Annotated in this window: 19 protein-coding genes and 4 tRNA genes; 10 read left to right on the top strand and 13 right to left on the bottom strand. The window is 40.8% G+C overall.

Annotated elements, in window-relative coordinates:
• Positions 1–5: 5 nt before the first annotated feature.
• Complete coding sequence (locus tag FY557_RS06855) at positions 6–776, bottom strand: glycogen/starch synthase (RefSeq protein WP_149246541.1); 771 nt, start codon at positions 774–776, stop codon at positions 6–8.
• A gap of 180 nt (positions 777–956) precedes the next feature.
• On the opposite strand from FY557_RS06855, the gene panC reads away from it, so the two are divergent.
• Positions 957–1,805 (top strand): pantoate--beta-alanine ligase, encoded by an 849-nt coding sequence (panC, locus tag FY557_RS06850; RefSeq protein WP_149246540.1) that lies wholly within the window; start codon positions 957–959, stop codon positions 1,803–1,805.
• Between the two features lie 195 nt (positions 1,806–2,000).
• Here panC and FY557_RS06845 read toward each other — a convergent pair.
• The 4 genes from FY557_RS06845 to FY557_RS06830 form a co-directional block, all read right to left on the bottom strand.
• A tRNA-Lys gene (locus FY557_RS06845) sits at positions 2,001–2,073 on the bottom strand.
• A 178-nt stretch (positions 2,074–2,251) separates the two neighbouring features.
• A tRNA-Lys gene (locus FY557_RS06840) sits at positions 2,252–2,325 on the bottom strand.
• A 72-nt stretch (positions 2,326–2,397) separates the two neighbouring features.
• Positions 2,398–2,480 (bottom strand) — tRNA-Leu (locus FY557_RS06835).
• Positions 2,481–2,517: 37 nt separating this feature from the next.
• Positions 2,518–2,590, bottom strand: a tRNA-Lys gene (locus tag FY557_RS06830).
• A 114-nt stretch (positions 2,591–2,704) separates the two neighbouring features.
• On the opposite strand from FY557_RS06830, the gene FY557_RS06825 reads away from it, so the two are divergent.
• Positions 2,705–3,220 carry a shikimate kinase gene (locus tag FY557_RS06825; protein ID WP_149246539.1) on the top strand — a complete coding sequence of 172 codons (516 nt, stop codon included), beginning with the start codon at positions 2,705–2,707 and terminating at the stop codon, positions 3,218–3,220.
• 8 nt (positions 3,221–3,228) lie between these two features.
• On the opposite strand, the gene FY557_RS06820 is transcribed toward FY557_RS06825, so the two are convergent.
• Entirely contained in the window at positions 3,229–3,666 is a 438-nt protein-coding gene (locus FY557_RS06820) for an RNA-binding S4 domain-containing protein (RefSeq protein ID WP_149246538.1), read from the bottom strand.
• Positions 3,667–3,723: 57 nt separating this feature from the next.
• Here FY557_RS06820 and FY557_RS06815 point away from each other — a divergent pair, with 57 nt between their 5' ends.
• Positions 3,724–4,482 carry a hypothetical protein gene (locus FY557_RS06815; RefSeq protein WP_149246537.1) on the top strand — a complete coding sequence of 253 codons (759 nt, stop codon included), beginning with the start codon at positions 3,724–3,726 and terminating at the stop codon, positions 4,480–4,482.
• 43 nt (positions 4,483–4,525) lie between these two features.
• Here FY557_RS06815 and FY557_RS06810 read toward each other — a convergent pair whose 3' ends face one another.
• From FY557_RS06810 to FY557_RS06790, 5 genes are all read right to left on the bottom strand, one after another.
• Entirely contained in the window at positions 4,526–6,043 is a 1,518-nt protein-coding gene (locus FY557_RS06810) for an FMN-binding glutamate synthase family protein (protein WP_149246536.1), read from the bottom strand.
• 201 nt (positions 6,044–6,244) lie between these two features.
• Complete coding sequence (mtaB, locus tag FY557_RS06805; protein ID WP_149246535.1) at positions 6,245–7,591, bottom strand: tRNA (N(6)-L-threonylcarbamoyladenosine(37)-C(2))-methylthiotransferase MtaB; 1,347 nt, start codon at positions 7,589–7,591, stop codon at positions 6,245–6,247.
• 66 nt (positions 7,592–7,657) lie between these two features.
• Positions 7,658–8,248, bottom strand: coding sequence for a DUF1572 domain-containing protein (locus tag FY557_RS06800; protein WP_149246534.1), 591 nt, complete (start codon positions 8,246–8,248; stop codon positions 7,658–7,660).
• Between the two features lie 80 nt (positions 8,249–8,328).
• Positions 8,329–10,422: a T9SS type B sorting domain-containing protein gene (locus FY557_RS06795; protein ID WP_149246533.1), complete on the bottom strand. Its 2,094-nt coding sequence runs from the start codon at positions 10,420–10,422 to the stop codon at positions 8,329–8,331.
• 135 nt (positions 10,423–10,557) lie between these two features.
• A complete protein-coding gene (locus FY557_RS06790; protein WP_149246532.1) occupies positions 10,558–11,355 on the bottom strand; it encodes a hypothetical protein in 798 nt (265 codons plus the stop codon).
• Positions 11,356–11,552: 197 nt separating this feature from the next.
• Here FY557_RS06790 and glgP point away from each other — a divergent pair, with 197 nt between their 5' ends.
• Positions 11,553–13,214, top strand: a complete 1,662-nt coding sequence (glgP, locus tag FY557_RS06785) for an alpha-glucan family phosphorylase (protein WP_149246531.1) — start codon at positions 11,553–11,555, stop codon at positions 13,212–13,214.
• 189 nt (positions 13,215–13,403) lie between these two features.
• On the opposite strand, the gene FY557_RS06780 is transcribed toward glgP, so the two are convergent.
• Complete coding sequence (locus FY557_RS06780; protein WP_149246530.1) at positions 13,404–13,589, bottom strand: DUF6496 domain-containing protein; 186 nt, start codon at positions 13,587–13,589, stop codon at positions 13,404–13,406.
• A gap of 11 nt (positions 13,590–13,600) precedes the next feature.
• On the bottom strand, positions 13,601–14,074 hold the full coding sequence (locus FY557_RS06775; RefSeq protein WP_149246529.1) for a hypothetical protein: 474 nt from the start codon (positions 14,072–14,074) through the stop codon (positions 13,601–13,603).
• A 119-nt stretch (positions 14,075–14,193) separates the two neighbouring features.
• On the opposite strand from FY557_RS06775, the gene FY557_RS06770 reads away from it, so the two are divergent.
• From FY557_RS06770 to FY557_RS06745, 6 genes are all read left to right on the top strand, one after another.
• A complete protein-coding gene (locus tag FY557_RS06770) occupies positions 14,194–16,323 on the top strand; it encodes a S9 family peptidase (protein WP_149246528.1) in 2,130 nt (709 codons plus the stop codon).
• 652 nt (positions 16,324–16,975) lie between these two features.
• On the top strand, positions 16,976–18,631 hold the full coding sequence (locus FY557_RS06765; RefSeq protein WP_149246527.1) for a peptide MFS transporter: 1,656 nt from the start codon (positions 16,976–16,978) through the stop codon (positions 18,629–18,631).
• Between the two features lie 132 nt (positions 18,632–18,763).
• Positions 18,764–20,518, top strand: coding sequence for a peptide MFS transporter (locus FY557_RS06760; protein ID WP_149246526.1), 1,755 nt, complete (start codon positions 18,764–18,766; stop codon positions 20,516–20,518).
• A gap of 65 nt (positions 20,519–20,583) precedes the next feature.
• Positions 20,584–21,576 (top strand): YhcG family protein, encoded by a 993-nt coding sequence (locus FY557_RS06755; protein ID WP_149246525.1) that lies wholly within the window; start codon positions 20,584–20,586, stop codon positions 21,574–21,576.
• A 22-nt stretch (positions 21,577–21,598) separates the two neighbouring features.
• Complete coding sequence (locus tag FY557_RS06750; RefSeq protein WP_149246524.1) at positions 21,599–23,110, top strand: peptide MFS transporter; 1,512 nt, start codon at positions 21,599–21,601, stop codon at positions 23,108–23,110.
• 38 nt (positions 23,111–23,148) lie between these two features.
• Positions 23,149–23,682 carry a thioredoxin family protein gene (locus FY557_RS06745; protein WP_149246523.1) on the top strand — a complete coding sequence of 178 codons (534 nt, stop codon included), beginning with the start codon at positions 23,149–23,151 and terminating at the stop codon, positions 23,680–23,682.
• Positions 23,683–23,698 lie beyond the last annotated feature (16 nt).

Below are 23,698 nucleotides of genomic sequence, written 5' to 3'. Positions count from 1 at the left end.
TGTTTTTAATAAAGTTGGTTTATAGAATCTACGTCCAGGTATTCTGATTTCGGAGTGGCCGTTTCATTGAACGCTTTGTCAAGGTCCTCATCTAAGAATTCATCACCTTTTACTACTGCATCCACATAGTTCATACTTTCAATGACAAAACTTTTTACGCTTGGATTATCTAACGCCTTTAATCCCGAAATATTGTCGAAGCTCAGCTTTTCGCCGACATTGGATGCCAACGGTGCGTCTTTCTCGTTGTATAGGGACAGCACAATTTTTGCGTCTTTAAAATAAGTATCGGATTCGTAATACGTCTTCAGATAAATAGGCACGAAGGAAGACATCCATCCGTTCAGGTGAATCACATCCGGGACCCAGTTTAATTTCTTAATAGTTTCGATAACCCCTCTTGCAAAGAATATCGCTCTTTCGTCATTATCTTCAAAAGGCTGTCCTTCATCATCAAAATAGTATTGTTTTCTTTTGAAATATTCTTCATTATCGATAAAGTAAACCTGAAGTCTTTCCCCCGGAAGAGACGCTACTTTAATGATAAGAGGCTGATCCAGGTCATTGATAATAATATTCATTCCCGACAGGCGGATCACTTCATGAAGCTGGAATTTCCTTTCACTTATCTGTCCAAATCTTGGCATAAAAACTCTTACATCATTGCCTTCTTGGTGCATCTTAAGTGCCATTTTGTTTACCACTGCAGCCATATTGGTGTCTTCCTGGTATGGATACATCTCTGTAGTAATATACAGTATTTTTTGATTCGGCATAAACTTCTATCTAATTTTTGTAAAAATGCTTTAATGCGCAAAATTACGAAAAAACATTTAACATTATTTTAATTAACATTTTTTTACGAAAATTACCTTTCTGAAATGATAAAACCCACGCTTATCCTATAATAATTATATGATATTTTTAGTATTTTTGAATTACTATTAAAAAAAGCTATGGAAGTTCTAAAAAGTAAAAAAGTCCTTCAGGATTTCATTGAACGACAGAAAGAAATGGGGAAGAAAATAGGTTTTGCGCCTACTATGGGAGCTCTTCACGACGGACACCTGTCATTATATAAAAAGGCAAGAGAAGAAAATGACCTCGTTATCTCATCAATTTTCGTTAATCCTACCCAATTCAACAATCCGGAAGATCTGGAAAAATATCCCAGGGATATCAACAGGGACATTTCAATACTTGAAAAATCCGGACTAGTAGATGCGGTTTATATTCCTGAAGTTACCGATATCTATCCCGAAAAAGCAGAAAGCCGGCAGTATGATTTCGGCGGACTGGAAAATGAAATGGAAGGAAAATCGAGACCGGGACATTTCGATGGTGTGGGGACTGTGGTAGAAGAACTTTTCAATCAGGTAAAACCGGACAATGCCTATTTTGGAGAGAAAGATTTCCAGCAATTGGCCATTATTAAAAAAATGACGGAAAATAAAAAACTGCTGATTAATATCAAAGGTGTTCCTATCTACAGGGCAGAGAACGGGCTGGCGCTAAGCTCCAGGAACCAAAGACTGCAGGAAGACCGACGCGAAGCGTCAAAAGTTATTTTTGAAACCCTGAAAAAGGTGAATGACTGGTTCAGAGTAATTACCGTTCCTGAAATTAAAGCACGGGTACAGGATATTTTCGACCAGCAAAGGGGAATGCAACTGGAATATTTCCTGATTGCCGACGAAGAAACCCTCAGGGAAACCGACTTTTTTTATAAAGACCGGAATTTCAGGGCATTTATTGTAGTGGTAGTGGATGGTGTAAGATTAATTGACAATATGCACCTGGATTAAAAGGCTCTGAATTCAGATTGAATAAATACTTATTTTGAGAAATAAAGATGCGCTCCTATTTAGTGGCGCATTTTTTGTTACTGAAGATTGAGTCGGGATAGATATAAAAAAAATCAAAGGCCTCCTGAAGGAAGCCTTTGAAACACCAAATCACAAAATATTAATATGAAAAAAATTTACTTTTCAGTAAACTTGTGACCCGGCTGGGATTCGAACCCAGGACCCATACATTAAAAGTGTATTGCTCTACCAGCTGAGCTACCGAGTCGTCACTTAATTCACAAATGCTATTTTAAAAACAGTATCTTGTTTTAAGAGCTGCAAAGATACAAAATATTTTGTTTCCGCAAAATTTATTTTCAAAATCAAAGGCTTCTTGCGGAAGCCTTTGAAACACCAAATCACAAAATATTAATATGAAAAAAATTTACTTTTCAGTAAACTTGTGACCCGGCTGGGATTCGAACCCAGGACCCATACATTAAAAGTGTATTGCTCTACCAGCTGGAGCTACCGAGTCGGCCACAATTCATAGTGATAAATATAAAATAAAATTTCAAATATCACCATCAATTATTTCAATTTTCTGCAGTGCCTGCGACTGGACTCGAACCAGCACATCCTTAGGAAACCACCCCCTCAAGATGGCGTGTCTACCAATTTCACCACGCAGGCGTAAAAATTACAAAAATCCAGTAATCTTTTTTGCTTGTGACCCGGCTGGGATTCGAACCCAGGACCCATACATTAAAAGTGTATTGCTCTACCAGCTGAGCTACCGAGTCGGCCACTGTATCAACGATTAACACTGTGATAATGTCTCTCGTTTTTAGTGGTGCAAAGATATGAGTTTTTTCTTTATCTCAAAACTTTTTTGCAAATTTGTTTAAAAAAAATTCATGATAATTTCACTCATCGGATACATGGGAAGCGGCAAATCTCACATTTCCAAAATATTAAGCGATAAACTCGATTTTAAACTTATTGATCTGGATAAAGAGATTTCCAGAAGGAACAAAATTACCATTCCTGAAATCTTTGAAAAAAAGGGCGAAATCTACTTCCGTAAGCTGGAAAGGGAAACCCTAGAAGAAATTCTGGCCTCCGAAGAAAATGTGGTTTTAAGCCTGGGCGGCGGCACACCGGTGTATTATAATAATATGGAGATCATCAACCATAATTCAAAAAGCGTTTTTCTTAGGGCTTCGGTAGGTACGCTGACCGGGCGGCTTTCCAAACAGAAAGAGAAACGTCCGCTGATCGCCAATATTAATGATGAAAACCTGGCGGAATTTATCGCGAAACATTTATTCGAACGGAATCCTTTTTACAGCAAAGCCCAGTACCAGGTAAATACCGACCAGCGCAGTCCGGAAGATATTGTAAATGAAATAACAGAAAAGCTCTATCTCTAGAGCTTTTACTAATCTTCGTTTTCCGGGCCGTCCCCGGTTTCGCCAAAGAAATCGTCCCAGTCTGTAAAATCCGAATCGACGTCGTTTTCCACGTAGCCGTCCATATCCCTCCGGTCTTTTTTGGTTGGTCTCCCCTCTCCCCTGTTGCGGTAATAATCCTGGGACATCTTACGCATTTTCAGCAATTCGTACTGTTCCTGATCGGTAACATCCTTGATGTGAAGCGGAACGAGCTTGGCTCCCAGTCTGCTTTTGGGGATCTGGATCACTTTAATTTTATAATCGATCTGATTCTTACGGATCTTAATGACATCACCTTCTTTTACCTCCTTGGAAGATTTTACCACAGAGGCTCCGATGGAAACCCGGTTCTTTTTAATCTCCTCAGTAGCAATGGTTCTGGTTTTATAAAAACGAATGCTCCATAAAAATTTATCTATTCTCATATTTTTTTATACTTTTGTCGTTATATTATTTGTAAAGTAATTAAACTTTTTTTAAAAATGAAAAAAATATTTTTATATATCCTTGCCGGCACGCTGTGTTTTACTGCATGTAAAAAGGATGATCAGGTGGAAACCTTTGTAGAACCGGATGATGTTGCAGTAAGAAATTCATACGATGATCAGGCCATTCAGAAATTCATGAACGACAATTATCTGGACGCGCAGGGAAATATAAAAGCTTTCAGTTCTACAGATGCTTCTGATGACAACCAGAAAAAACTGTCGGAACTTAGTCCGGTTACCCTTCCTTCAGGCGTTATTTATATTATCAGAAACGGGGCGCAGCCTTCATCCGGAGTTACTTTGGAAACCAATTCTACGGCTGCGAATGCAACTCAGATCAGAACGATGATGAGGGCCAATTACTATCTGGCGACCAATACCGACGGCAATATCGCATTCAATACCTCCGGAGCTTTACTGAATACCATCAACGGCAGCGGTTCTCCTGTAACGGACCCGATGTTTTACTACGTTAAAAATACTGTTCTAAATGCGGGTGCAACGGATGCAGCGAAACAGAGAAGCTATTACGAAATCGAAGGTCTTCAGGAAGGCCTCAAGTATTTCCAGGGATTCCAGAATATGGCTGACGGAGATGCTTACAATTTACAGGGGGTAATCATTGTACCATCCAGAGCGGCTTTCGGAAGAAGCGACCATTACAACTACATAGGTTACTCGCTGAAAAATACTTCTTTTGTATTTAATTTCCAGATTTATAAAGCCAACGCAAGGCCTGCAAGCGATCAATAAAACAAAAAGCACTTCATAACGGAGTGCTTTTTTTATATTCTTTCTAAGATCTGGCTTTATGTTTTACGTTGCCTAAAATATCCGGGAAATACAGATCCGAAAGATGATCGAATTCATCGCCTCTCATAAACATGGTGGCGTCCACCTCTTCATAGGAACTTCTTCCCGCAGCGGCAATCAGTTCGTTACAGGTATGCAGCGTGTTTTTATGGAAATGATAAACCCTTTCTGCCTTGTCCGTCACATCCAGTCCTTTGATCAGCATTTTATCCTGGGTAGCAACACCCGTCGGGCATTTGTTGTTATTGCACCGCAGCGCCTGGATGCAGCCTAAAGAAAACATAAATCCTCTTGCATTGTTGCACATATCGGCCCCCATGGCAATGGCTCTCAGAATATCCAGACTTGTCAAAACTTTTCCGCTGGCAATCACCCTTAGTTTTTTTCTTACATTATAATTGTTGAGCGTCCGGTTTACAAAAATCAACGCAGGCTCCAACGGCATCCCGACACCGTCTGAAAATTCCGGCGGCGCAGCTCCGGTACCTCCTTCCGCACCGTCGATGGTAATAAAATCAGGATAGATTTTCAGAACATTCATCTGTACGCAGATGTCCTCGAACTCTTTGGTATCGCCGATGCATAATTTGAATCCAACCGGTTTTCCTCCTGAAAGTTCCCTCAACTGCCGGACAAACCTCAGCAATCCTGCCGCATCCGAAAAGGCAGTATGGGATGGTGGTGAAAGAATGGTCATTCCCGGTGTGACGTGACGGATTTTCGCAATCTCCGGTGTATTCTTAACAGCCGGCAATACCCCTCCGTGACCGGGTTTTGCGCCCTGTGACAATTTGATCTCTATCATTTTCACGGCTGGCATGGTCGAATATTTTTCAAACAATTCAGGATTGAATTTTCCTTCGTCGTCACGACATCCGAAATAACCCGTTCCAATCTGCCAACAGAGATCTCCACCCTCCAGATGGTGCGGGGAAATCCCTCCCTCGCCCGTATTGTGATAGAAATTTCCTTTCTTCGCTCCTCTGTTCAGGGAAATCTGTGCCCTGTCGCTCAAAGCCCCGAAGCTCATCGCGGAAATATTAAACAGCGACGCATGATAAGGCTGAGCGCACTGCTCTCCTCCTACCCATACTCTCGGCAGTTCTTCCATAGGAGATTTTGCGTAAATGGAATGCTTGATCCCTTCGTATTTCCTGTGATTCACTTCCAGCTGGGTTCCAAAAGGCACTGTATCGCTCAGATTCTTGGCCCGTCTGTAAACGGCAGAACGCTGGTTTCTGGGAAAAGGCTTCCCATCGGTTTCCCGCTCAATAAAATATTGCTGCATTTCCGGGGAAATACTTTCAAAAAAATACCGGAAATAACCAAGTACCGGAAAGTTTCTTAAAATCGCGTGCTTGCTTTGGGTAACATTATAAACGCCTATGGCATAAATGATGGTCAGGAAAAAAGGAATCCACCAGTCGGCTTTGATCAGAAAAGCAACCGCCCAGGCAACCGCCAGAATAACGGCTCCCCACAGCAAAAATTTATCTCTCATATCAAGTTGAATTTACTCAAAGTTAAAGAAATTTAATTTGAATAAGTACAACGGAATGAATCAAAAAGTTAACTATTACCCTTTATTTTCATTGTAAATATATTTTAATCCGGTTTAATATGAATTAAAGACAAAGAAATACAGGGCACTATGGGAAAACAGTACTTTTATATTGAACTCATCAAAATAAAAAATGAATTTTTAAATCTTCTCCAGAAAACTTTCAAAAGAATTCATCACCGAAACCGTACCGTCCGCCTCGATTTTCTCCAGCTTCAGCCATTCGATCTGGTTGACGGAAGACGGATCGAAAGCTTTCTGCACCCTTACATAATTTTCGGTAAAGCCGAACATTTTCCCGTCTTTGTTTTCATGCTCCCACAATACAGGAAGTGTTTTTCCGAGCTGCGTCTGGTAAAAGGCCATCTTTTTCTTTTCAGAAAGGATTCTGAGCATTTTGTTACGTCTTTTTCTTTCCGGGACCGGAACAACGCCTTCCATGTCTGCCGCTTCGGTATTTTCCCTTTCAGAATAGGTAAAAACGTGAAGGTAGGTGATCGGAAGTTCATTCAGGAAATTATAGGTCTCCATAAATCTTTCCTCCGTTTCTCCCGGAAAACCGACAATCACATCTACGCCGATAGCCGCATATGGCATCACTTCACGGATCTTATGAACCCGGTCGTAATAGAGTTTTGTTAAGTAACGGCGTTTCATTTTTTTCAGCAGATCATCACTTCCGGACTGCAGCGGAATATGGAAATGCGGAACAAAGCTTTTGCTTTTAGAAACCAGCTCGATGCTTTCGTCTTTTAATAAATTCGGTTCAATGGAGGAAATCCGGATCCTTTCAATGCCTTCTACCTGATCGAGCTCTGAAATTAAATCCAGGAAGGTATGCTCATGCCTTTTGTTCCCGAATTCGCCTTTACCGTAATCACCGATATTAACACCGGTAAGAACAATTTCCTTGATGTCCCTGGCTGCAATTTCCGTTGCATTTTTCAGGACGTTTTCGACGGTATCGGAACGGGAAATACCCCTTGCCAGAGGAATGGTACAGTAGGTACATTTATAGTCGCAGCCATCCTGAACTTTCAGGAAAGCCCGGGTCCTGTCGCCGATGGAATAGCTCCCGATGAAGAAATCGGTTTCCTCGATCTCGCAGGAATGAACGATGCCCTCGCTTTCGGATTTTTCAAGATCGTCAAGATAGCTCAGGATATTGAATTTCTCCTTAGCACCCAAAACCAGGTCCACCCCTTCGATCTGCGAAATTTCTTCAGGCTTCAGCTGTGCATAGCAGCCGACGATGACCACCAGCCCTTCCGGATTGGCTTTCATCGCTCTTTTTACATGAAGCTTGCATTCCCGGTCTGCATTTTCAGTAACCGAACAGGTATTGATGACGTACACATGGGCCTTATCATCAAACCCCACCTTCTCATAACCGGCATCCGTTAATTGTCGGGCAATAGTAGATGTTTCCGCAAAATTTAATTTGCAGCCAAGGGTATGAAATGCGGCAGTTCTGTGATATTGAGACATTTATTGATTCTGAATTTTGTGGGTGCAAAGATAATCATTTTAATATGAATCTGAAATCGATTCATTCTATTGCTTAAATTCATCCCGGATTTCCGGGCTGTCCTGATAACAAACGGGGGAGAAATTAGTTCCAAAATCCTTTCCGGAAAACCTGCTTTCCATCCCGGCATTGAATTCCCCGGATTTATTTCTGGCAATGGAAAGGGTTTTCCAATCGTCATTTTTAAGCATTTTAGCAATGTAAACAATCTGCCCGACATGGTAAGGGTAATGTGCCAACTGCCTTAAGAATGCATCAATAACGGAATGCGCTTCACTTCTGATGTAGATCGTGGCATACAGGTTTTCTTCAGTAATCTGATCCAACGCCCCAAAAAGACAGGCCCAGCCTTTCTCCCAGGATTCAAGAACCTCAGCTTTTGTCGTAAAAGTACTTACAAATTCTTCATCACGGTTCCTCCAGGATTTCTCCCCGTCTTCCGTTAAAAAATTCGTCCACCGCGACAGCATATTTCCCGAAATATGCTTTACAATAAGGGCTATGGAATTGCTTCCCTCATTGTGCTGCCAGAAAATCTCTTCTTCCGAAAGCTGTGCGAAGGCCTGATCGCCCAGCATTTTATAATACTCAAAACGCTTGGTAAACAAATCTTTCATGGGTTATATTTTAATAACTAAGGTAAGAAATTTTACAAATGAAAAACCGCCACAATGTGACGGCTTTATTTAAATATAAATTATTCCCTGTTTTTCACCATGACCCAGCCTGAGTATCTGAATAAAGTATTCTTCTTATCGTTCTCATTCCAGGAAACGGAATACCAGTACGTACCGGTCTTAACTTTTTTTCCTCCGGTGGTACCGTCCCATTTGTAAGCACTGAACCGGTTGGCCTCAAACATCTTGTTTCCGTAACGGTCAAAGATGCTGAATACCAGATTCTGCTTATTTCTCAATACGGAATAGTCGATCACATCGTTTATGCCATCCCCGTTCGGAGTGATTACATTCACCAGGTTTGGAACAACAATGTCTATATCGATAGGATCGCAGTCATACGCATCTTTCACATAAATATGATGGTCACCGCGCGGAACATTGGCAAATGTATTGGAGTCCTGCCATTTCACACCGTCCATAGAATACCGGTAAGGAGCAGTACCGCCTTTAACGTTTATGGTAACGGTATTATTTTTAATATCTACATCCGAAATCACCGGCTGTCCGGATGCATATACTTTTACCGTCTGCATTACCGTACATTCTCCGGTTTTCAGTTTGACCCAATAAGTTCCTACGCCTACATTACTTATCGTCTGGGTAGTTGCGCCGGTACTCCATTCATAAGCCGTAAATCCGGGACCTGCATCCAGCGTCGTTTTATCTTCAATACAGATGGTCTTATCTTTTAAAACAGTTGAATAGACCGATGGGATAACCATTAGGTTGATTTTTGCAATGGCATAACAGCCGTTGGTATCGGTTATTTTTACAAAGACCACGCTATTCGGAGCTATGTAATTCAGGAAAGTGACAATTTCATTGCTGCCGCTCTGTGCATCAGCAAGTGAAGTATAATATTTTTTGGGCAGGGTCTGGGAAGTCACTGCAGCCGTGCTTAAATTGAATAATGCCGTGGAAGGGCTTGTTACAATAGAACATGATCTGAGGGTCGCTTCCGTTATGGCAATAGCCGGATAAAACTTCAGGGTGATCTGGGCAGTGGCCGTACAGCCGTATTGCGAGGTTACTTTTACATAGACCATTCCTTCGACAGATACAAAGGCATTGGCCGGGACGATCGGGTTGATTCCGGCATTAAGGTCGGAGAGCGTACGGTAATACTGCTTTGTAGCGGTCGGATCGCTGAATACCGAAGCCGAAGTAAGATCAAAAGTTGCCGTTCCGGCATTATTGTTATTACAGCTGAATAAAGTAACATTATTCACTGAAATATTTCCGTATTTGAATTTAAAAGCGCCCACCTGCCTGCATGAATTAATCGGGTTGTTGGGGTTAGCTGGATCCTGATAATGGATGCTGTAGTAATACGTAGTGGTTGTACTCGCCGTTATAGGCGTCAGAATAGGATTGGCTCCCGACAGGGCTTCATTCTGTGAACTGTGATAGCTGATCTGGAAATTTGTGTTTCCATTCAGAATTCCTGCTGACAGGGTATTGAAATTAAAAACTGTCGGATTCTGGCAGATTATAATCTCTCTGGGATTTGCCGGGTTTGCTGCGGGTGTTCCGGGAGGGACAAACGGCTGCGTCTGAATCGTGGGGTCTGTAAACGGAGATGCCAGGGTCGCCGTACCGCCCCAGGTGAGGGAAAAAGGAGCCATGGTAGGATTGGTAATATCTACCCAGTTATCGATATACAGATAATAGGTCTGTCCCGGCAGTACATCAAGATATTGGCAGTACGGCGTCAGAGAACCTCCGGCTGCGCTTGTGATAGTACTCGTCATATTCATTCCGGTTGATGCTCCTACTCCTATAACAGTAGCGGCGTTGCAGCGGATCGGTGCGCCGAGGTTCCCACAGTTAACATTCGGTCCGTAGATGGCCCAGTCATAATCCGCATCGGAAGAAGTGGGCACCAGGTCGAAGGTAAGGGTTCCTCCGGTTGCAATAGTAAATTTATACCAGATTGAGTTATGCTCGCCGGTAGAAAGACAGCCGCCCAGATTTTCATTAACGGCACCGATACCGTTCGGAGAATAGGTAATGTTTGAATTTCCGCATACGGACAGCGCCGTAGCACAGTCTGCCTGAGCAAAAATCATATGGGAAACGGCAAAAAAGAAAAGGAATATAGATTTCTTCATATCATTCAGAGTTTTGATTATTAATTAAATAAGGCAATTTATTGCGTATCAAATATAAACAATTCAAAAACAAAAATCACAAATAATCATTAATAATTCAACAAATACAACAAAATAATATGATTAATATAATATCTATTTGATACTTGTTATATTTCCGCAAAGATTTTCAAGGTGGAAAATCTTATGGAAAGGGCTTTTCACCTGCTCCAGGTGTTCTTTATCCCGGATAAAGGTATATCGGGAAGCAATGGAATTCATATCTGAAACGATAACAAGCCAGCATTCGTCAACCGATGTATCATAATAAGGGAATTTTTCGTTCTTTTTTTCAATGAGCTCAACAATTTTCTCGGAGCAAAGCTCATCAAACAGGCTCATGCTGTATTCATGGGTAATGAACACATTCCTGCGGTGGGAAGATTTCCGGATGCTTTTTACATGGCCTGTAGGCTTACCCTTTTTGATGCTTTTGTAAATATTCAAAATTATTTCCTGCCGGTTTTCCTGGGTATCTACCCTGATACCAGAATGGAATTCCAAAAAATAAACACCACGGTATTTTGTAGTATCTTCTTTTTCCAATACTATTTCTGCCTGACGGAAAATTTTGTTGAGATTACTTTCCACCTTCTTCATTTCAAGATGATTGATAACTTCGGTAAGCTCGATTCCTATTTTTTTATCATTGAATTTTGCTATGAAATCCGGGCTCTCACAGGTGAGATCTTCGAACTTCACTTCGGGAAAATGGTGCATGAAGGAATTGAGCAGTAAAATTTCGGCTTTCTTTTTGTACTTCTCCCGGTCGTGAAGCGGGGATGCATCTATGGTACGGTGGTATTTTTCGATCGGCTTCTTTTTCAAATGCCGGTTCAGATAATACAAGCTTAGATTTTTAATTAAATCTTCATCAGAGAATGTCTTTTTCATGTGCTTGAAATATAATGTTATGAAACACATAAAACTCCCGTTTCAGATTATGAAGTTTTGATTATCAAAAAATTACTTATTAAAGGTAAAGAAAAAAAATATTCGGAACAGTGTTTGGAATTAATTTATAAAATAATTAATATAAAATTTACTTTCATAATTGATACGCTTGTTTCTTCACTAATAAACTGTTATGCATGGATTTTAAAAATTTTAAAGTACCCTTTGAGGTCAATCCGCAATACGCTAAAAAAGTAGCTTATTTCTCAATGGAATTTGCCATTGATCAGATGTTGAAAATATATTCGGGCGGCCTCGGGTTTCTAGCAGGCTCTCACATGAGAAGTGCCTATAACCTTAAACAGGACCTTATCGGCATTGGGATCCTCTGGAAGTTCGGTTACTATGACCAAGCCAGAAACCACGATCAGACCTTACAACCAACCTGGACGAAAAAAATGTACAGCTTCCTGGAGGATACGGGTATTAAATTCCGGATCGAGATCCACAGTGCACCGGTTTGGGTAAAGGTATGGTATCTCGATCCTGAGATTTTCCATACGGCACCGATGTTTTTCCTTTCTACCGATGTTCCTGAGAATGACCATGTTTCAAAAACCATCTGCCACAAGCTCTATGATGCCAATGAAGCGACTAAGCTGGCGCAGTATATCCTGCTTGGAAAAGGCGGTGCTCAGCTGCTGGATGAAATGAATATTGAAAGGGAGGTTTACCATTTGAATGAAGCCCATGGGCTTCCTGCAGCATTTCATCTGTTAAAAAAATACAATGGCAATCTGAATAAAGTTAAAGAAAAACTGGTTTTCACTACCCATACACCGGAAGAGGCCGGTAACGAGAAGCATAATTTAAGGCTATGCCATGATATGTCTTATTTTTCAGGCCTTACCATGAATGAGGTAAAACGTATTGAAGGTTCAGATGACGACCGTTTCAACCATTCGTTGTGTGCGCTGAAAATGGCAAGGGAAGCCAATGGGGTCTCCAAACTTCACGGAGATGTTTCCAGAACCATGTGGAGCAAATATCCCGGAATCTGTGACATTACTTCGGTTACGAATGCACAGGAATTTAAATATTGGGCAGATAAACCGCTGTACAAGGCAAAAGAGGAAAATGACGAAAAGGCTTTCGACCATCGCAAAAAGTACTTAAAGAAGAGATTGTTCGATATTGTAGCCGATCAGACCGGAAATTTGTTCGATCCGAATATTTTCACTATTGTCTGGGCCAGAAGGTTTGCAGGATATAAACGCGCTGACCTCCTGCTGCATGATAAAAGCCGGTTTTATAAATTACTGAACCATCCCAAATATCCTATACAAATGATCTGGGCGGGAAAACCATACCCGATGGATTACTCGGCAATTTCCACTTTTAATTCCCTCGTGGAAGAAAGCAAAAAGAATAAACATCTGGCGGTACTTACAGGATATGAGCTTTCTCTGAGCAAATCCCTGAAGCAGGGTTCCGATCTGTGGCTTAACAACCCGCGTGTACCAAGGGAAGCTTCAGGAACTTCAGGAATGACCGCTGCTATGAACGGTTCAGTCAATCTTTCCACGGATGACGGATGGATTCCTGAATTTGCCAAGCATGGCGAAAATTCCTTTGTGGTTCCAAAATGTGATTATGAAAACATGAGTGTTTATGAACAGGATAACTATGATTTGAATAAGTTATACGAGCTCCTCGAAAACGAAATCCTGCCGACCTATTATGATCAGCCCGATCAATGGAGAAAAATCCAGTACAATTCAATGAATGACGTGAAGGATGAGTTCAACAGTGACCGCATGGCAGATGAATATTACAGGCTGCTTTACAATCAGCAGTAGAAGTAATATTGATAAAATATATGAATCCGGCGGAGCCTTTGGCTCTGCCGGATTCATTTTGAAAGTATAATCAGTAATAAAGTTTTCTTTTTTTACTACAACTGTATTAATTTTAACTGCTTATCCTGAAATGTATCCACCATAAAAAAGCTGTCCTACCTAAGTAAAACAGCTTTTAATAATAATTGATTAATCTTTTTTCTTTTTAGGTACTTTTAAACCTTTTTCTTTTGCTTCAGAAATACCAATGGCAACCGCCTGTTTTCTGCTTGTCACCTTTTCTCCGGAAGAAGATTTCAACTTTCCTTCCTTGAATTCGTGCATTACTTTTCCTACTTTGTCCTGAGCTTTCTCTGAATATTTTGTCTTGCCCATGATATATTATTTTAAGATTTTGGTAAAGAAACCGCGATTTCGTAAACGTGCGCCTGCTTGAGGTATTTTGACCGCTCTCTGGAAGTTACCGATTCAAAGTGGCCATTTTTGATCACCACAATCGGGTCTTCCGTATTTTCGATTTCGAAATTGGCCAGGTAACGTTCGTCCGGTGGAGACTGCAGTTGTTTGGCCTTTATTTTCTGTAATTCATCAGCATATTCTCTGAATCCAGGATCTGAAGAATGGATAAACTGGTATTCATCCCCTGCGTCTACAAGATAATGTATCTTTTTATCCAGCAGTCCACCTTCTGTAGTAATCTCAGGATTATCGTTTCCGTCCCGGAATCCGACTTCTACCAATTTACCGCCTTTATTCTGTGCATATTCTTCGGCATCCTGATAGCTCGAAAAACCCGTATATAATATCTGATCGTCAAATTCGTATCGGTTCAGTTCCTGATCGTAAGCATTCTTTTCCATAATGATTATTTGATTTAATGTTTTTAAACATATTCAATTTTTCTGCCAAAGGACTTGTCACAAAATGCTTTTTTCCAACACTTATAAAATTATTATATTTGAATTCTTTAAAATTAGAAATGAAAAAATTCTTACTTACCCTTACGATAGCCGCAGCATTCCAAAGCGTATCGGCTCAGGAAATCACCTTAGATAAAATATATTCAGGATATTACCGCGGCAGAGGCATTGCCGGCATTACTTCCATGAAAAACGGTGAAAATTATCTGGTGATCGAGCAAGGCGGCATTGCCAAATATTCTTACAAAACCTCTCAGAAAGAAGGCAATATTGTAGACGGACAGTTTGAAAGCTATGAGTTTTCGGACGATGAATCCAAAATCCTTTTGCTGAAAGAAAGCCAGCCGATTTACCGGCATTCTTTTTTAGGTAAATTTGAAGTAAAAGACCTCAAGTCCGGAAAAGTAACCAGCCTGAATAACGGAAATACCGTACAGGAACCGAGATTTTCCCCGGATGCAACCAAAGTCGCTTTTATTGCAGATAACAACCTGTTCTATCAGGATTTGAACACCGGTAAAATTACCCAGGTTACAACGGACGGAAAGAAGAATTCCATCCTTAACGGTTTGGCAGACTGGGTATACGAAGAGGAATTCGGACACGCCAGACAATATGAATGGACGAAAAATTCCGATGCGATTGTTTTTGTAAAATCCGATGAGAGCCAGGTTCCGGAAATCTACATTCCTGTTTACGGAAAGACCCTTTACCCTACAGAAATGCGGTACAAATATCCTAAAGCAGGAGAAAAAAATTCGGTTGTTTCCGCACAGTTGTACCGTCTTGACAATGGCAAAACAATGCCGTTAAACTTGGGATCATTTAAAAACTATTATATTCCGAATGTATTCCAGACGGCCAAAGCGGATGAAATCGTCCTGATTACTTCCGGGAGGATACAAAATGCTTCAGACCTGTTAAAAGTAAATACCAAAACCGGAGCGGTACAGAAGTTATTTACCGAAACCGATGAAAAATGGATCGATACCGACAGCCCGACGCTGGAATTCCTGGAAGACGATTCTTTCCTGTGGGCTTCCGAAAGGGACGGCAACCGGCATTTGTACTGGTATGATAAGGACGGTAAACTGAAAAAGCAGGTAACGAAAGGCAATTGGGAAGTAACCGATTATTACGGCTACAATCCGAAGTCAAAAGAAATTTACGTTCAGACTACTGAAAAAGGAAGCATCAACAAAGTGGTTTCCAAGGTAAACATTGAAAACGGAAAATCCCAGCTGATTTCCAATGCGGAAGGAAATAATTCCGCCAGCTTCAGTAAAAACTACAATTATTTTATCGAAACTTCTTCCACCGCTGCAAAACCATACACTTTTATTCTGAAGGACGGAAACGGAAAAGTGGTAAAAGAGCTTCAGAACAATGACGCCCAGCTTCAGAAATTAAAAGCGGACAGCTTTGTGGAAAAAGAGTTCATCACCATTCCGAACGCGGTCGGGGACCAGATGAACGCATGGATCATTAAGCCTAAGAACTTCGATAAAAACAAGAAATATCCTTTATTTATGTTCCAGTATTCGGGGCCGGGCTCCCAGCAGGTTTCCAATTCCTGGGACAATGGAAACGGGATCTGGTTTGAAATGCTTGCCCAGAAAGGGTATGTCGTAGCCTGTGTAGACGGACGCGGGACAGGATATAAAGGTGCCAAATTCAAAAAAGTGACTTATATGGATCTTGGGAAATATGAAATCGAAGACCAGATTACCGCTGCCAAATGGTTCGGGAACCAGCCGTATATCGATAAAACCAGGATCGGAATGTTCGGATGGAGCTTCGGAGGATACATGACGAGCCTTGCCATGACCAAAGGAGCCGATGTTTTCAAAATGGGAATCGCCGTAGCACCGGTGACCAACTGGAGATATTATGACTCGGTTTATACGGAAAGATTCATGAGAACACCACAGGAAAACCCGGACGGTTACGATAAAAATTCACCTACCGAATATGCAAACTTACTGAAAGGGAAATTCCTGCTGATCCACGGAACAGCGGATGACAACGTACATTTCCAGAATTCCATGGAGTTCTCCGAAGCCCTGATTCAAAATAAGAAACAGTTTGATTTTATGGCCTATCCGGATAAAAACCACGGCATTTACGGCGGCCAGACCAGGCCTCAGCTGTATCAGAAAATGACCGATTTTATTCTGGAGAATTTGTAATTTCAGATAAATGTAATGATAAATAAACCCGGAATTCTGATTGAAATCCGGGTTTTACTTTCTGTTTTTCCACTGTTCTGGATTCCTGGAAGTGTGGAAGACTGAAGATATTTCAATACGATTTCCTTTTCATACTAAATGAAATGAATCCCGTAAGAAATCTCTTTAGAAAAAGGATTCTTTAACGGTCATATTTACTTTCAAAAGTCAGAGGATTTTCTTTAATAAAATTAATTTTTGATTTAAATTTATCCCATAACCTTTTATCAATTTTCTTATACCAGTCAGATATTTCTTTTAAATCACTTTTTACAAAGGGGCTATAGATTAATTCAGCCTTCACTTTCAAGATCCTTTAAATCATCATTTATTTCAGATTCGGAAACAAAAGTCTGAGGATTATTCCAACCTTATTCTGCTCTTCTTGTAACCTCATCTTTTTGCCATTCGTGAATTTCATTTGGATTTGCCCTACGATGTTTGTCTTTGAGAAAATCTGTAAATCATTCACTGTAAAAGCTTTCATTCACTGACTCAAGATTTGCTTTTATTGTATCAATTGCAATTCTATTTTTCCTCTTTTTATTCAAAGTTAATAAATCTGATTATTATTTTTAAAATTCTATATTTGTGAAATTTGAAATTTGAACCTATGAAGACTAAACATCCTAAGGGATTGCCTTTTCTCTTTTTTACGGAAATGTGGGAGCGTTTCGGGTATTACCTCATTCTCGGAATTTTTGTACTGTACGTTATTGAACCTGCCGGCATCAAAGGCGGTCTCGGACTTCCCGATAAAACGGCAGATGATATTTTCGGGACTTATATTGCACTGACTTACCTGACGCCCTTCATCGGTGGATTCCTGGCCGACCGTGTCTTAGGCTATATTAAATCCATTTACATCGGAGGTGTCCTGATGGCTGCCGGATACATCGGAATGGGGGTATTCAAAGACCTGACGTTATTTTATTCTTCACTGGCTCTGATTATTATCGGAAACGGATTTTTCAAGCCCACTATTTCTACTTTACTGGGTAATTTATATTCTGAAGAACCTTATAAGGCCAATAAGGATTCGGGGTACAATATTTTCTATATGGGCATCAATATCGGCGCCTTTATCTGCAATATCATCGCAGCCTTCATGAGGAATAAATTCGGTTGGGGTGAAGCCTTCATTACAGCCGGAGTCGGAATGCTGGTAGGGTTGGTTATCTTTACGATCGGCCGAAAGCATTACCTTCATGCTGCCCAGATGAAACCGGTTCAGGAAGGCGACACCAAGCTTTCCGAAATTATGCTTAAAGTATTTTTACCTGCCATTATCGCCGGAGTTATCGGCTGGATCCTTCCCGGAAACATCTTTGGCAGCGACAGTACCGATGCCTTCATCTTTGCGTGTATTCCGGTGATTTACTTTTACGCTTCCTTGTATTTCAAAGCGAAGCCGGAGGAAAAAGCATCCATCGGAGCATTGCTATCGGTTTTCATGATCAGCATGTTTTTCTGGGCGGTGTTTAAACAGAACGGGACCGCTTTAACGAGATGGGCGAATTATTATACCGACCGGAGTGTTCCGGCGGCTATGGAAAAGCCGTTGGAAAGCATTTATATGGTAGACGGGAAAAGCTATGAAGACAAGGAAGTCCCGCTGTATGACAACCAATTCCAGTCGCAAAAAGATAAAGACGGAAAAGCAGTTAAGGTACAGGGAAAAGACGTTTACTTCAAAAATATAACTCCTGAGCAACGGACTGACCTTGAAAATAATCCTGCTAAGAAAGTCTACTTATACAATACCGAATTGTTTCAGTCGATCAATCCGTTCTGGGTAATTGCCCTGACGCCGGTAATTGTCGGTTTCTGGGCACTGCTGAGAAGAAGAGGAAAAGAACCTCTGACACCGACAAAAATCGTATTGGGATTATTCATTTCAGCATTGTCATGCCTGGTGATGGTACTGGCCGTATGGGCCGGAGATAATGGTGCGGTAAAAGTTTCGCCGTGGTGGCTGGTCGCAGGTTACGGTGTCATTACCATCGGGGAACTGTGCCTTTCGCCGATGGGATTGTCTTTTGTTTCTAAACTTTCTCCTGCGAGAATTACCGCTCTGATGATGGGTGGATTCTTCCTGGCCAACTCAGTCGGGAACAAACTCTCGGGAATCCTGGCGAGCACGTGGTACGGTTATGACAATAAAATGAATTATTTCCTGGTGAATTTCGCTCTGTTGATCTTTGCTACCCTTTTGGGACTTTCCATGCTGAAAAGACTCAATCGAATTATGAAAGAAAAAGGGCATTAATCACCATCCTAAATAACAAATCAAGCTGCAGAAACACCCTGCAGCTTTTTTATTGAATTATAAAATTAAAACCTTGCTGAAAACACAAAAAAAACTATATTTGTCAGTCTTAACAAAAATTAACAATAGAAAATGGATAATATTGATGCATTAAGTCCGAAACAGGATGAATTTGTGGAGAATAAAGGTTCCAAACATCCAAAAGGATTATGGGTTCTTTTCGGAACCGAAATGTGGGAGCGTTTCAATTTTTATGGGATGAGAGCCCTTCTGACGCTCTTTATGGTAAACTCCCTATTGATAAAAGAAGCGGATGCAGCAATCATCTACGGCGGATTCTTAGCTTTGTGTTATCTTACCCCGCTTTTGGGTGGGTTTATTGCCGACAAATACATCGGTAACCGGAATGCTATCCTGATTGGAGGGTCGTTAATGGCCATTGGGCAGTTTTTGCTTTTTATCAGTGCTTCAACATTTTCCGGAAGCATAGACAGCGCCAAAACATTCATGTGGCTGGCTTTATTCATTATCATTTTCGGTAACGGATTTTTCAAACCGAACATTTCTTCGATGGTGGGAAGCCTTTATCCGAAGCAGGAAAAATCCAAATTGGATTCTGCATTTACCATCTTCTATATGGGGATCAACATCGGTGCGTTCCTGGGCCAGTTTATTTGTCCTTATGTAGGAGACGTGAAAGATGCGACCACCGGTGTAAGGGATATATTTGCTTTCAAATGGGGATTCCTGGCCGCTTCAATTGCCATGATTATCGGTACCATTACGTTCTTTATTCTTAAAAACAAATATGTAGTTACTCCGGAAGGAAGACCGATCGGTGGACTACCGAAAAATAATACCAGTGCAGACTTTGAAGAAGGAGAAACTCAAACGGCTAAGTTCTCAGGAGCAGCCTTAGGTATTACAGGCGTCCTGTTTGTTATTTTATTCTTTGCTTTCCGGTATCTTTTAGTAGGTGAATTCGGTTTCAATGCGGTAGAAATGGGTCAGCTGATCAAAGGAATTATTTATCCTTTCATTTATGCTGCCGGTATTTCCCTGGCATTTCTGATCATGAGCTCTGCTGAAAATAAAATTGAAAGACAGAGAATCTGGGTAATCTATATCGTATCGTTCTTTATTATTTTCTTCTGGGCCGCTTTTGAGCAGGCTGGTTCTTCACTGACCTTTATTGCAGATAACCAAACCGACAGAAATATTTTAGGATGGAATATGCCGCCTTCCATGGTACAGATTTTCAACGGGATCTTCGTTGTTGCCCTGGCAGTTCCTTTCAGTTTGCTTTGGGATAAACTGAGAGCAAAAGGAAAAGAGCCGGTTTCTCCGATGAAACAGGCCATGGGTCTTGCCCTGATCGCTTTAAGTTATTTCATTATTGCCCATAACGTAAAAGATCTTGGGAACTCAGGATTATTGGCCATCAAATGGTTAATGTTATTATACTTCATCCAGACTTGTGGTGAACTTTGCCTTTCGCCGATCGGTTTATCATTAGTAGGTAAACTGGCTCCGAAAAGATTCGCTTCATTGCTCTACGGGGTATTCTTTATTTCCAATGCGGCAGGATATGCTTTGGCGGGTTCGTTAGGAGCTTTGATTCCGGCTACAGGAGACAAATTCTCCAAAGCCCAGGAAATCGGCGTGAACCTTCAGGATGTCCTTGATAAAAAAGTAACCTTGAACCCAGAGCAGGTTGCCGCTTTCGAAAAGGCACAGCTGCCTTTGGAAAACCCGACTTTTGCAGGATTTGAAATCCACAACCTGTTTGAATTCTTCATGGTATTCGTGGTGCTGTGTGGGATTGCAGCCGTTATTCTGGCTTTAATTTCACCTATTTTAAAGAAAATGATGCACGGTGTAAACTAATCTGCATTAAAATAAAATATATTGTAAACCTCTGCCAAGTCAGAGGTTTTTTTTATTTTCGTAAGATGGAAATTTCTGAGGATTCTTTATTTCAGTCGGTAAAAGAAATTATTATACAGTCGCGCGAAAAGATGTTCCGTATGGCCAATTCTACCCTGCTGCTTACCTATTGGCAGATCGGGAAACTGATTGTTGAAGATGAACAGAAAGGAAAAGAACGTGCTGCATACGGAAAATATACCCTGAAAAATCTTTCTAAAAGGTTAACGCCTGAGTTTGGAAAAGGGTTTGATGAAAGTAATTTAAGAAACATGAGATCTTTTTATCAGGTATTTCCAATATGTGACGCATTGCGTCACGAATTGAGCTGGACCCACTACAGACTGTTAATAAGGCTTAACAATCAGCATAAAATCAACTACTACATTAACGAATCCATCCAAAATAACTGGAACTCGAGAGACCTAAAACGTCAGATCAATGCCCTGGCATATGAAAGAGTGCTGAAACATACGGAAAACACGACTGAAACGATCCATAACGTACTTAAAGACCCCTATATTTTTGAATTCCTCGGATTAAAGCCGGATGAAAAGATTTCCGAAAAGGATCTTGAAACAGCCATTATCGATCACCTTCAGAAATTCTTACTGGAATTCGGGAAAGGTTTTGCTTTCGTAGCCAGGCAGCAGCATATTGCCACCGATACTTCCGATTTTTATATTGATCTTGTATTTTACAATTATATTTTAAAATGCTTCGTTATCATCGACCTGAAAACCGGTGAGCTTTCCCATCAGGATATCGGGCAAATCGACATGTATGTAAGAATGTACGACGATCTTAAACGTGGCGAAGGGGATAATCCTACCATCGGCATTTTATTGTGCTCTGAAAAGGATGAAACGATTGTAAAATATTCCGTTCTCAATGACAAGAATAATCTTTTTGCCAGCAAATACCTTCTCTATCTTCCAAAGGAAGAAGAATTAAAACAGCTCATCGACGAGGACCGCATCCGTTTTGAACTGGGTCAGGATGACCAAACCAACTTTTAATTAAAAATTCCATCATACAATTATGAATTTAACTTTAGACGAAATACAAGATTTTAAAGGAAAATACCCGAAGCAGATCTGGAGCCTTTTCTTTTCTGAAATGTGGGAACGCTTCTGTTTCTACGGAATGAGAGGTATGCTGGTTTTCTTTATGATCTCCCAGCTTAATTTTCATGAAAGTGAAGCCAATCTTCAATACGGCGCCACTCAGGCTTTTGTATATGCTTTTACCTTCATCGGCGGTTTATTTGCTGATAAGATCCTCGGATTCAGGAAATCCCTGTTTTGGGGCGGGCTTCTGATGATTATCGGAAGCTTGATTCTCGCAGCGGACCCGCATCAGTTTTTCTTCTTAGGCATTGCGTTTACCGTTGTGGGTACCGGCTTCTTCAAACCGAATATTTCATCGATGGTCGGCCAACTCTATAAACCGAACGACTCAAGGGCAGATGCAGGGTTTTCGCTTTTCTATGCGGGAATTAACCTTGGAGCCCTGCTTGGAGGATATCTTTGCATTGCCATCGGGAAAGGTGAGATTTTAGCGAAAGTCATTCCAGAAGCTTTACGATGGAATGTTGCTTTCGGACTTGCAGCCATTGTCATGGTTATAAGCTTAATCAATTTCGTCTTTACTCAAAAAATGCTGGGCCCGATCGGACTTCAGCCGGGGCATCCTGAAAATGAAACGCAATCAGCTCCTATCCCAAAATGGGTGGAATACGGCGTTTATGTTTTATCCCTGATTTTTGTACCGGTCATTATGGTTATGGTGGCAAAAACTGAGTATACCGATTATTTTATGTGGACTGTCGGACCTTTAACATTGATCTATTTATTTTATGAAATGACTAAAGTGACTGCTTCAGAGCGTAAGAAACTCTGGGCAGCTCTGGTATTCATATTATTTTCCATTTTATTCTGGGGAATTTATGAGCAGAGCGGTGGTTCTTTAAGTATTTTCGCTGCAAAAAATTTAAATAAAGATTTATTGGGTCTGGATCCGAATGGGGTCAATAATTCCGGAGGGGCATTCTTCATTATTTTCCTTGCACCGCTGATCGGTCTTTTGTGGATCTGGATGAATAAAAGAAAAATCGAACCGAATACCATCATCAAATTCGGATTAGGATTCATATTCCTCGGCCTGGGATACTATATTTTATTTGCGACAAAATTTTTTGCAAACCTACAGGGGATTACTTCGCTTAACTTTTTCACTATTGCCTTACTGGTAATTACCTTGGGAGAGCTCTGCCTCTCTCCTATCGGATTATCGATCATGACAAAACTTTCCACCAAAAACCTTCAGGGAATGATGATGGGCATGTGGTTTCTGGCTTCTGCTTACGGCCAGTATGTCGCAGGAATTATCGGAGCAGGCCTTGCAACAGCGAAAGAAGGATCTACCAATTATGATGCGCTGATTACGTATACCGACGGTTATAAACAATTAGGATTATATGCCGTGATCGCCGGAGTTGTATTAATCATCATTTCTCCTCTTGTAAAAAAATTGATGCAGGATGTAAAATAGACGGAGCAAATGCTTACTTTTACTTAAAATACCAAATCATGAAAAAAGTGATAATCATCATCTGCCTGTTTTGGCTGACTTTCAGTTCCGCACAGGTAAAATGGATGACCATTGAAGAAGCCCTGAAAGCACAGAAAGAGAAGCCTAAAAAAATACTGATTGATTTTTACGCAGACTGGTGCGGCCCATGTAAGATCATGGATAAAAAGACCTATGGCCACCAGGTAATTGCTGATATTTTAAATGAAAATTATTATTCTGTAAAATTCAATGCAGAAGAGAAGAAAACCATTGAAATTTTTGGCAGGAAGTTTTCCAATGACAACAAGGAACACAAAAAAGGCCGAAACTCTTTGCATGAATTTACCCAGTATATGAATGTAGGGGCCGTTCCAAGCACGGTTTTTCTTGATGAAAAAGGCAATCCCATTACCATTCTGCAGGGTGAGCTTTCAGCCAAAGAGCTGGAGCCCTATCTCGAGTTTATCTGCAAAGACCTTTTCAAAAAAATCCGTTCCCGGGAGCAATGGGAAGATTATCAGAAAAAATTTAAATCTAAAATAAAAGATTAACCTTACAAGACTTTCA

Source organism: Chryseobacterium sp. SN22 (assembly GCF_008329705.1).
In the GTDB taxonomy this organism is placed as follows: Bacteria; Bacteroidota; Bacteroidia; order Flavobacteriales; family Weeksellaceae; genus Chryseobacterium.
The sequence above is the reverse complement of the archived record's forward strand: the minus strand, read 5'-3'. Positions and strand labels throughout refer to the sequence as shown.

Coding starts and splice junctions, on each gene's coding strand:
- FY557_RS06765 (WP_149246527.1), top strand. CDS start 16,976: ATGAAGACTAAACATCCTAAGGGATTGCCTTTTCTCTTTTTTACGGAA.
- FY557_RS06770 (WP_149246528.1), top strand. CDS start 14,194: ATGAAAAAATTCTTACTTACCCTTACGATAGCCGCAGCATTCCAAAGC.
- panC (WP_149246540.1), top strand. CDS start 957: ATGGAAGTTCTAAAAAGTAAAAAAGTCCTTCAGGATTTCATTGAACGA.
- mtaB (WP_149246535.1), bottom strand. CDS start 7,591: ATGTCTCAATATCACAGAACTGCCGCATTTCATACCCTTGGCTGCAAA.
- FY557_RS06760 (WP_149246526.1), top strand. CDS start 18,764: ATGGATAATATTGATGCATTAAGTCCGAAACAGGATGAATTTGTGGAG.
- FY557_RS06755 (WP_149246525.1), top strand. CDS start 20,584: ATGGAAATTTCTGAGGATTCTTTATTTCAGTCGGTAAAAGAAATTATT.
- FY557_RS06795 (WP_149246533.1), bottom strand. CDS start 10,422: ATGAAGAAATCTATATTCCTTTTCTTTTTTGCCGTTTCCCATATGATT.
- FY557_RS06825 (WP_149246539.1), top strand. CDS start 2,705: ATGATAATTTCACTCATCGGATACATGGGAAGCGGCAAATCTCACATT.
- FY557_RS06855 (WP_149246541.1), bottom strand. CDS start 776: ATGCCGAATCAAAAAATACTGTATATTACTACAGAGATGTATCCATAC.
- FY557_RS06745 (WP_149246523.1), top strand. CDS start 23,149: ATGAAAAAAGTGATAATCATCATCTGCCTGTTTTGGCTGACTTTCAGT.
- FY557_RS06775 (WP_149246529.1), bottom strand. CDS start 14,074: ATGGAAAAGAATGCTTACGATCAGGAACTGAACCGATACGAATTTGAC.
- FY557_RS06815 (WP_149246537.1), top strand. CDS start 3,724: ATGAAAAAAATATTTTTATATATCCTTGCCGGCACGCTGTGTTTTACT.
- FY557_RS06780 (WP_149246530.1), bottom strand. CDS start 13,589: ATGGGCAAGACAAAATATTCAGAGAAAGCTCAGGACAAAGTAGGAAAA.
- glgP (WP_149246531.1), top strand. CDS start 11,553: ATGGATTTTAAAAATTTTAAAGTACCCTTTGAGGTCAATCCGCAATAC.
- FY557_RS06800 (WP_149246534.1), bottom strand. CDS start 8,248: ATGAAAGATTTGTTTACCAAGCGTTTTGAGTATTATAAAATGCTGGGC.
- FY557_RS06790 (WP_149246532.1), bottom strand. CDS start 11,355: ATGAAAAAGACATTCTCTGATGAAGATTTAATTAAAAATCTAAGCTTG.
- FY557_RS06820 (WP_149246538.1), bottom strand. CDS start 3,666: ATGAGAATAGATAAATTTTTATGGAGCATTCGTTTTTATAAAACCAGA.
- FY557_RS06750 (WP_149246524.1), top strand. CDS start 21,599: ATGAATTTAACTTTAGACGAAATACAAGATTTTAAAGGAAAATACCCG.
- FY557_RS06810 (WP_149246536.1), bottom strand. CDS start 6,043: ATGAGAGATAAATTTTTGCTGTGGGGAGCCGTTATTCTGGCGGTTGCC.